Source organism: Rhodococcus sp. NPDC057014 (assembly GCF_042673295.1).
Lineage (GTDB): Bacteria > Actinomycetota > Actinomycetes > Mycobacteriales > Mycobacteriaceae > Rhodococcus_F.
This window is the reverse complement of the sequence record NZ_JBHUSF010000344.1, coordinates 1-9,327: the sequence shown is the minus strand read 5'-3', so window position 1 is coordinate 9,327 and position 9,327 is coordinate 1. Positions and strand designations below refer to the sequence as shown.

Annotated in this window: 9 protein-coding genes; 5 read left to right on the top strand and 4 right to left on the bottom strand. The window is 65.5% G+C overall.

Translation table 11 applies throughout. The annotated features are described in order from the left end of the window. From ACFTZB_RS38670 to ACFTZB_RS38655, 4 genes are all read left to right on the top strand, one after another. The coding region (locus ACFTZB_RS38670; RefSeq protein ID WP_378440160.1) for a hypothetical protein at positions 1–208 on the top strand (208 nt) is incomplete at its 5' end. Positions 209–491: 283 nt separating this feature from the next. Further along, on the top strand, positions 492–1,862 hold the full coding sequence (locus tag ACFTZB_RS38665) for an MFS transporter (RefSeq protein ID WP_378440158.1): 1,371 nt from the start codon (positions 492–494) through the stop codon (positions 1,860–1,862). After that, a complete protein-coding gene (locus ACFTZB_RS38660) occupies positions 1,862–2,257 on the top strand; it encodes a RidA family protein (RefSeq protein WP_378440156.1) in 396 nt (131 codons plus the stop codon). Before ACFTZB_RS38665 ends, ACFTZB_RS38660 begins: the two co-directional genes overlap by 1 nt. Positions 2,258–2,289: 32 nt before the next feature. Continuing rightward, positions 2,290–2,928, top strand: a complete 639-nt coding sequence (locus ACFTZB_RS38655; protein ID WP_378440154.1) for an RraA family protein — start codon at positions 2,290–2,292, stop codon at positions 2,926–2,928. Positions 2,929–2,967: 39 nt separating this feature from the next. Here the strand turns inward: ACFTZB_RS38655 and ACFTZB_RS38650 are convergent, their stop codons facing one another. After that, positions 2,968–3,090 carry a hypothetical protein gene (locus tag ACFTZB_RS38650; protein ID WP_378440152.1) on the bottom strand — a complete coding sequence of 41 codons (123 nt, stop codon included), beginning with the start codon at positions 3,088–3,090 and terminating at the stop codon, positions 2,968–2,970. A gap of 142 nt (positions 3,091–3,232) precedes the next feature. Here ACFTZB_RS38650 and ACFTZB_RS38645 point away from each other — a divergent pair, with 142 nt between their 5' ends. Continuing rightward, positions 3,233–4,624, top strand: coding sequence for an IS1380 family transposase (locus tag ACFTZB_RS38645; RefSeq protein WP_378440150.1), 1,392 nt, complete (start codon positions 3,233–3,235; stop codon positions 4,622–4,624). Positions 4,625–4,852: 228 nt separating this feature from the next. On the opposite strand, the gene ACFTZB_RS38640 is transcribed toward ACFTZB_RS38645, so the two are convergent. The 3 genes from ACFTZB_RS38640 to ACFTZB_RS38630 all read right to left on the bottom strand — a co-directional run. Continuing rightward, positions 4,853–5,815, bottom strand: a complete 963-nt coding sequence (locus tag ACFTZB_RS38640) for a hypothetical protein (protein WP_378440148.1) — start codon at positions 5,813–5,815, stop codon at positions 4,853–4,855. Between the two features lie 752 nt (positions 5,816–6,567). Beyond that, positions 6,568–7,875, bottom strand: a complete 1,308-nt coding sequence (locus ACFTZB_RS38635; protein WP_378440146.1) for a hypothetical protein — start codon at positions 7,873–7,875, stop codon at positions 6,568–6,570. Between the two features lie 13 nt (positions 7,876–7,888). Further along, positions 7,889–9,327: S8 family peptidase (locus ACFTZB_RS38630; protein WP_378440144.1), on the bottom strand; the 1,439-nt coding region annotated here is incomplete at its 5' end.

Here is a 9,327-nt window from a genome sequence, read left to right as displayed (position 1 = left end):
GGCAGCAGATACACCGGTGATAGATATTCCGACTGTGCCCACCGGTGACCCGACTCCTGGCGGTGCATGCGGACAGATGTTTCCAGCGGATGTCGCGATCATCACGTCGCTTCTCGCCCGGGAACTCGAGGGTGCCAGGCGGCCAGTCGTTCTCTACGAGAACGGCTCCCGGTTCACGATACTGCTCGACGGGGAGACTGCCCGGTAGTCCGGATCGAGCGTCTCCTCGGGTGCTCACTGAAGTCGGCGTACGTCGCTGCCGAGATGCTGCCGGCCCGCATCGTCTAGGAATATCCGCGATGGCCGGGTCCGTAGCGCGCTGCCCGTTGGGGCGGGCAGGTCCTGGACCGGGAGGTGGGAATCTGCCCATCGGGGAGGTGTAAACAGTGTGTGTTTCCCTATTGAACGTGTCTCCTGTCACAACGGATAGTTGATGTCATCGGGAGTGGTCAGCACCCGTCACTCTTTCCCAGCCGTTCTTTGGAGAACCCATGGCTCAATCTGCAGTCGGCGGCCCGGCGTCGCAAGATATCAAGAGCAAGATGCGCAAAATCGCCACGGCCAGTGTTATCGGCACAACCGTCGAGTGGTACGACCTCTTTGTCTTTGCCACGGCGTCCGCCCTGGTCTTCAACAAGATCTTTTTCCCGAGCTTCGATGCGCTCGTCGGAACCATGTTGGCCTTCGGCACGTTTGCCGCCGCGTACGTCGCCCGGATCGTCGGCGCCGCGTTGTTCGGCCACTTCGGTGACAAGTTGGGCCGCAAGTCCATGTTGCTGATCTCGCTGATCACCATGGGGGCGGCAACCTTCGCGATCGGACTGCTACCCACCTACTCGGCGATCGGCATCATTGCCCCGATCCTGCTGTTGACGCTTCGCGTCATTCAGGGCCTCGCGCTCGGCGGCGAATGGGGCGGCGCGGTTCTGATGGTGGTCGAACACTCGCCCAAAACGAAACGTGGATTCTACGGCTCATTGGTCCAGGTCGGGGTTCCGGGCGGAACATTGATCGCCAACCTGGTCTTCCTGATCATCGCCGCAAACACGTCGGAGGAGTTTCTTCTCACCTGGGGTTGGCGTATTCCGTTCCTGGCGAGCGCTCTACTGGTGGCCGTGGGCCTCTACATCCGCTTGACGCTGGAAGAGACACCGTCGTTCCATGCGGTCAAGGAAGCCGGCGCGAAAGCCAAGATTCCCTTCGTGCTTCTGATGCGCAGGTACTGGAAGCAGGTTCTGCTGGGCGGTATTGCCACCTTGTCCACCGGCACCGCGTTCACCATCATGGTGGCCTTCGGGCTCTCCTACGGCAAGGAGCAGCTCGGCTTCTCCAGCGACACCATGCTCTTGGCCGTTATGATTGTCTGCGCCACAGGGTTGTTCACGATTCCGGCGTTCGGCGCTCTGTCCGACCGCATCGGACGCAAACCCGTGATCATCGGCGGTATAGTCGCCGAGGCGCTTGTCGCCTTCCCCATGTTCTGGATGATGGATACCAAGTCCGTCCCGATGGTGATCTTCGCCTACATCATGATGATGACCGCTTTCTCTGCCAACTACGGCCCCATCGCCACATTCTTGGCCGAGCTGTTCGGGCCCCGGGTCCGGTACTCTGGTCTGTCCATCGCGTACATGCTCTCCGGACTGCTGGGGAGTGCCGCAACCCCCGCCATTACGACGGCGCTGCTGAGCGCCACGGGCTCAGGGTCCTCCGTGGCCTGGTACATGATCGGATCGGCGGCAGTCTCCATAGTTGCTCTGCTGCTGCTGACGGAGACTGTGCGGAACAGCCTCGACTCGGCCGACGAAGCGCCTGCGGAGAATTCTCTCCCGGAGGCAGATCCTGAGCGGGTTCGGGTCTGATGCGGCGCATAGGCGTGGTGTCCGGCGATGTGCGGCCGGTCGGACCGTTCTCGCACGCAGTGGTGGCCAACGGGTTCGTGTTCACCTCGGGTCAGCTCCCCGCCGTCTCGAACCTCGGCGATGAGCCGGACGCCTTCGACGACAAGGTGCGTCAGACTCTGGCCAATCTGGAGGCGACCCTGCGTGAGGCCGGATCTTCCCTGCAGAACGTGGTCAAGGTGAACACCTACCTCACCGACCCGGGGCAGTTGGAGCCGTACAACGCGGTCTATTCGGAGTTCTTCGGGTGCGACCTGCCCGCCCGAACAACCGTGTGCGTCAATATATTCGGCATTACCCTGGAGATCGAGTGCGTCGCCGTCCTCGCCGAACACTCGATCCCGGAAGGCGCATGATGTCTCGAGCTCGATCGTCCACTTCGCAGCAGATGCTGCCCACCTCGTCGGCGCTGCTGGCCAAGCTCCACCGGGTCAGCTTTCCGACCATCGGGCACTACCTTGAAGAGGGGTTCGTCGATCCGGCCATCCGCTCTCTTCTCGCCGATGTGCGCGTGGTGGGCCGCGCAGTGACGGTGCGCATTGCGGATGCGGATGCGGTGGCGATGAATCACGCATTGAATGCCCTGACTCCGGGCGACGTGCTGGTCGTCGATATGGGGGGCGACGCGGTTCACGCTTCGGTCGGAGCCGTCACCTCCTGCGCGGCACTGGCGGCCGGCGCGGTCGGAATCGTGGTCGACGGAGCGGTCACCGACATCGTCGAACTGCGACAGGGAGGGCTGCCGGTATTTGCTCGCGGTACTTCGATTCTTACCACCAAGAGGCATGACGGTGGCAATATCGAGGTCAACGGACCGGTAGTGGTCGGCGGTGTTTTCGTCAACCCTGGTGATATCGTCCTCGCCGACGACAACGGTGTCCTGGTCCTGACCCCGGACGGTGCGGCAGGTGTGATCGACCTGGCTCTCGCGTCCGACGCTGCCGAGCCGGAAACCCTTGCCCGTCTCCGGGCCGGTGAACCCGTCGCCGACGTGCTCTATATGGGCGACCCGACAAGCAGATCGTAACGAAGCCACTGCGGTGAACCCGGCGGTCGGGTGCAGGGTTCACCGCGTGTACAGGACGGCGTTCTCCAACATGCTGTCGATGAAGGGGCGCGGCACGGTCGGCCAGTCCGGGGGCCACCGTCCGGCAATCTGATCGTCGCGGAGCGCACGCAGGAGTGGCACGATCTGCGGTCCGCCGTCTAGCCTGGAGATTTCTTCTGATGCGGGCTGCACCCGGCGTGTAAAGCACGGAAGTGCCTGTCCGGTGGTGGATTCTTGGCTTGTCGAAGGTCAAGTATCCGTCATCGAGAGAGGCACTCCGCAGGTGAAGCCTAACCCGTACCCAGCTCTGGTTCTCGATCCTCGGCGTGAGTCGTTGATCTCCTCGTCCGGGGCACTGCTGTTGCGCGAGACGGTCCGGGCGTCTGGCGTCGATCGGGCACTGTTGACGCCGTGGCGGCCACCGCGATCACGTCATGACCCGGGCAAGGTACTGATCGACCTGGCCATGGCAGTCGCGCTCGGTGGTGACTGCGCCGCCGACCTCGCGGTGGTGCGCGCCCAACCGGAACTGTTCGGGTCGGTCGCCTCCGATCCGACGGTGTCCCGACTGGTCACCGGCCTTGCCGCAGAAATCGAGACGGTGCTGCCCGCGATCCGGGCTGCTCGTGCATCGGCTCGGGCGGCGGCGTGGGATCGCCGCCGACCACTGGCCGGCACCGCGGGCAACCGTGACGGTGGTCAGGTGATCGTCGATCTGGACTCGACATTGGTGACCGCGCACTCGGACAAGGAACTCGCCGAGCCGACCTACAAGCGCGCGTTCGGGTTCTCGCCGATGTGCGTGTTCGTCGACCACGGCGAACATGGCACCGGCGAACCGCTGGTCCTGGATCTGCGGCCAGGCAAGGCTTCCCCGTTCGACAAGGAGGACCACATCACCGCCCTCGACCACGCTCTCGATCAGCTGCCTGCATCGGAGCGTGGGCAGGTGCTGGTACGTACCGATTCCGGTGGGTGCTCCAAGGCGTTCCTGCATCACATCACCGACCTCGGTCTTGAGTATTCGATCGGGTTCCCCGCGCACGAGACGGTGAAGGCGGCGATCGAGGCAATCCCTGTTCAGGCATGGCGGTCGGCGGTCGACGGTGACGGTGAACCTCGTGACGGCGCCCAGGTGGCGGAGCTGACCGCGTGGATGCCGGAACCGACCCGGGCCACCAGGCCCGGACCGAAGGACTGGCCCGCCGGGATGCGGGTGATCGTCCGACGTGAACGCCCACATCCCGGCGCGCAGTTGCGGTTGACCGATGCCGACGGCTGGCGGATCACGTGTTTCGCGACCAACACCCGCGGTCCCGGCTGGACCCTGCCGGTCCTCGAGGTCCGGCACCGGCAACGGGCCCGAGCCGAGGACCGTATCCGCGGGTTGAAGGACACCGGCATGCGGAACCTGCCGTTTCACGGGTTCGCCCGCTATCAGATCTGGCTCGAAATCGTCTCCCTCGCAGCCGAACTACTGGCCTGGACCCAGACTCTTGCTTGGGGTGAGCGTGAACCGGTCCGCCGGTGGGAACCAAAACGGCTGCGCCTGCGGATCCTCACTGTCGCCGGCCGGATCATCAACACCGGCAGGAGACGATTGCTGCGACTGCCGAGGGGTTGGCCCTACAACCACCTCATTGACGCCGCCTGGACCACATTGCGCACCGCCTGAGCATTCACCTCGAACCGACGAGCAATCATGGAGAGCCGGCGAACGCAGCGCCGGCGATCCCGCATGCCTTCATCCGACAATGCAGCCACCTACGGGTTATCGGCAGGTCAGCCTAGCCAGACGAAAGTTTGAGGTTAGTGCCGCTTGGATCTGGGCAAGGGCGCCTATGCGGGGTGCCCTTTGGATGCGGCGGCGGTGTGCAGCCGCTGTAGGGTTCTGCTGATTCGGTTAGGGTGTCGGCGCGCGTTCTGGGCACTGCCAGGGCGCGGTCACTATGTCGGTGTGGGTTTCGGCGATGTCCTTGAAATCGGTCGACCGGGACAGGCTGACGACCGAGGAGTCGGCGGGAAGAATCACCGCGTATCCGTTGTCGGTTGACCACTTTGCTGGAACGAGTACCCACAGATCCCTTCGTGCGACGAGAGTTCGGAAACACTCGTACCGGAAGAGTGGGGGTTGCCCTGGCGGGGTCTCGACCAGAGTCTCTGCGATCAGATTCGGTGGCACATCCAAACGTTCTGCTCTGACGACGGAGACCACGGATTCCTTCGCCCAGAGGTTGTGGGCGATGGTCTGCGCGTCGTTGTCGCCGAGCCAGGACGCGAAGGAGTGCGTGACGGAGAAGAGTGCCAGCACTATCACCGAAATCACGAGGACTTGGCTGACTCGTGCGGTCGAGGTGGTGTGGTGCGTGCTCGGTGTGGTGGAAATGGTCAGTGCCCAGTAGCCTCCCACTGCGAGAAGACCACCTACGCCGAGAGCGATCGGTGAGAACGCCCAGGAGATGAGTGCGAGAGGGGCTGTGTACCCGGCCGCCACGACGCCCGCGATCCCGGTGAGCATGAAAGCTGTCCCGGCGGCGAGTGCGGTTCGTCCGATGGTGCGAACAAGGTGCGGCCGCTGTCCGGTTCTGATCGAGCGGCGCGCGTAGTCCGCGACCCAGACCGCCGCGAACCACCCGACGAGGAGAAAAAGGAGTGGCGCGTACAGAACAGTGACACTGCCTCGCACGTAATCGCTGGAGGTGAATCCGAGGGCGTCACAGTCGACGCCGAAGAAGGCGAGCTTCTTGCGGGTGTAGATGTATCCGAAGTAGTAGCACAGCGCCGTGATCAGGGTGGTCGGGGCGAGAATCGTGGTGACGACACCGATCCAGGTATGGATCGATGTCGTCGCCGAGTTCTCACTCATCGGGCGGTGTGCCGCCGTCGGTGGGCGGCGCGGTCGTCGGGACCGGAGGCGACGGTGCGGGAGTATCGGTATCGGGGTTGGTACCGGGTGGTGGGCTGGGCAGCGTCGGTTGTGTTGGTGCGCTCGGAACGCCGATCTTGTTCTCCGGTGTTGTGGGTTGGGTCCCTACCGAGCGGGTGCGGTGCTGTTCGACGGTGGGGAACGACATACTCGTTGTCGAGGCCGACGAAGTGGGTATCGGGGAGGTCGCCGCAGGAGGGGCCGGTTGGGTCGGCGGGTGTGCGGGGTCGGCTTTGCAGGCACCGAGTGTTGCCACCGCCACGACGAGTGCTGCGGCGATCGCAGCGAACGGAATCGGCCATGCGGTTCCTGTCGGAACGTGACTTGTCGCTCGCATCGGAACTCCCTACCCCGAACTCTCCGCTCATGTATCGCTCTTGTATTCCGACGCTGCCGCCGACGAGTCCCTCGATCACGCGTAGCCCACTACCTGTCTTCGGTTGTCGCGCTGTATGTTGGCTCGCCCCTGCCGAGCCCGTCGGGGCTCGATCGGGATTTCGCTCGACGAACCGCGGCCCAATGGCCCGGCCGGCCTGAGCCCTGGAACCACACACGGTGCCCGCCGCCCGTAATGAGGAGTCGGCCGAGCGGTACGCCGGTGTCGGATTCCGAGGCTGTTGGTGCTTCGGATTCGCGGCAGGACAGACCATGGCGGTGCGCCAGCTTCTGGGAGATGTCGTGACACCGCCGGGTCAGCGCACTCGGAGTACGTCGCGGAGGGCTTGCGCGACGGCCTGGTTGGCGACGTCGCCGTGGTCGGTGATCGTCGCGTCGGCCTTCAGGTTGAAGACCTTGCCGGCTGCGAACGTGTAGTGGTGGGTGGGGGTCGCTTTCCGCAGGAGTTGTTCGGTGGGGTCGGTCTCGGGTGTGTGTTGGGCGCCGTTGCGTCCCATCCCGCCGTAGGGGTCGTTGTGGTCGCCGAGCGCGGCGGCGTTGTCGCGGGCGATCCGGGAGGCGAGGGGGTAGGCGACGCCGACGGCGAGGTCGTTCTTGGTGTGTGTGACGATGACGGGCCCGTTGACGCGGTGTTCGGCGAGGACGGCACGGAACGCGCCGTCGTGTTGTCCGTCGAATCGTTGGGCGAGTCCGTTGTGGGAGAAGGCGGCCTGCAACAGGGCGAGGCTGAGCGGGGCGTCTGAGGGTGGGAGGGCGGTGGCGGTTGCGGTCACCAGCCGTCCGCCGAAGCTGTGCCCGGTCAGGTGGATGGGCAGCCCGGGGTGTCGTTCGCGGGCTCGGCCGAGGACCCCGGCCACACCGGTGCGGCCGACGGTGCCGGCGCGGGTCTTCATGGTGTAGTAGGTGGCGAAGTTCGCGATACGGCGGGCGGCGGCCTTGGCGCCGGACAACAGATCGCCGAGAAAGGCGGCGCCGCCGCTGGTGTTCCCGGCCGCGCCCCCGGGCCCGGTCGGCAACAGGACGGGCACCTCGCCGGTGAACCTGTGGAAGAGGGTTTCGGGGTCGAGGTCGAGGAACTCTGTGGATGCGTCGTCGGCGTGTGCCTCGTTTGGGTCCAGGAGGTTGCGTATGTGCAGCACGTATTCGCGCCGCGCGTCTGCGGAGGTGTCCAGGTCCTCGATCTGGGCTATTGCGTGTTCCACCATGGTGGTCCGTGTCGGGTCGGTGCCGTCGGCGCCCAACAGCTCAGGGTCCTGCTCGAGTTGCTGCAGGGCGGTCAGGAGCGCGGCGTCGTTGGCTGCGGTCGCGGAGGCGGCTCCTCCGCCGGGGATGAGCGATTCGAGTGCGAATTTCTTGCTCGGCCACAGCACTCTCATCACGGCCACCCGGGATCCGGGTCCGGATTCGGGTAGTCCGACCGCCGCGAGTGAGGTGAGCAGTGTGTCGTAGAGCGTGGTGGCTTCGGCCTTGTCGTTGTTCCAGCCGTGCGCGAGGACGAGCAGGTCGGTGGTGTCGGTGAGGCCGTCGAGGAGCCGGGTGACCTGTTGTTCGTCGTGGACCAGCCCGTCCTTGGTGAACTCGATGTCGCAGTGCCCGGTGATCATCGCGGATGTCCTTTCACACGGATTGGATGGCCTTCATCAGGTCGACGAGACCGTGGCCTTCGAAGTAGCGTTCGCGGCCCAGGGGCACCGCGCTGGCGAGGAAGATTCGTTTGATCTCGTCGGAGCGGCCGATGAATTCCTGCCGGATCGAGAGGAACGCGGCAATCGCTCCGGAGACGTGGGGTGCCGCCATGCTGGTACCGCTGTCTTCGAGGTAGTACGCGGTGTGCGTGGCCGGGCCGCTGCTGGGTGCGGCGGCGGCTCCGATCCCGGGCGGCGGCGACTGGTTGGCGAGTTTCGCCAGTGCGGTGGCTTGCTTGGTCCCGGCCGCGCAGGAGACGATGCGTTCGCCGGGCGCCACGAGGTCCGGTTTGAGGCGCCCGTCGGCGGTGGGCCCCTTCGACGAGAAGTACGAGATCCCGAAGGTGTGGGGCGAGTCGCGGTGTGTGGATCCGACGGTGATCGCGCCGGCGGCGTTGCCGGGATCGTTGATGGTGTTGGACAACCCGACCTTCGTTACGCGGGTGCTGGTGGGAAGGGTGGAGTAGCCGGTGTTGCCGGCGGCGGCGACGACGATGACACCGGATTGCACCAACCGGTTCACCTCCGTGCACAGCGGGCTTTGGCCGCAGGCGAACATCTCGGCGTCGAAGTCGTATCCCACGCTGAGGTTCACCCCGTGCACCCGCAGCAGCTTGGGATTGTCGTTGAGCTTCTCGCGGATGTATTCCAACGCCCGGACGATGTCGCTGGAGCGGCCCGCACCCTGATCGTCGAGGACGCGCAGGCTCACCAGATGACAGCCCGGTGCCACGCCGTGGAACCGTGCGCGTTCGCGGTCGGTGCCGATGACTCGCGCGTTGGTCACCGTCATCCGGGTGGGTTCGTTGTCGTCCTCGTCGCCCGCGACGATCCGGTCCTGGCGTTCGAGGACCACGTTGGTCACCGCGTTCGAGGCACGTCCGGCGATGATGCCGGCCACATGGGTGCCGTGTCCCAGGGTGTCGGTCAGTGCCGAGGTGCGGTGGAGGTCGATGCGCTGGCCGCGGTCGTGTCTGGACAGTGGGCCGCCGTCGCCCGGGTCCTCGTCCGGGTCGGGCAGCCGGTGGCCGTCCACTTCGACGAAACATCGGTGCAGATTGCGGACCGCGGCGTCGAGCAGCAGGTGCTCGCCGTCGGGGTCGCCGAAGTGCGGATGGGTGGCGTCGATCCCCGAATCCATCACCGCCCAGCAGATGCCCTCCCCATTGGCTTCGAAGGACCGCAGGGCGGCGTCGGCCTTGATGGTGGAGACGGACTTGCAGATGTGGGCGCGGACGGGGAAGTCGGGCCACAGTCGGTAGATGGTGCGGTACGGGAAGTCCGAGGGCGGCGCGGCACCGGCACCGGCTCCGGGGTTGTCGTCCGCGTGTCGTCGCCGGCGGGCCGCCGCGGCGGCTGCAGCGGCGGCCC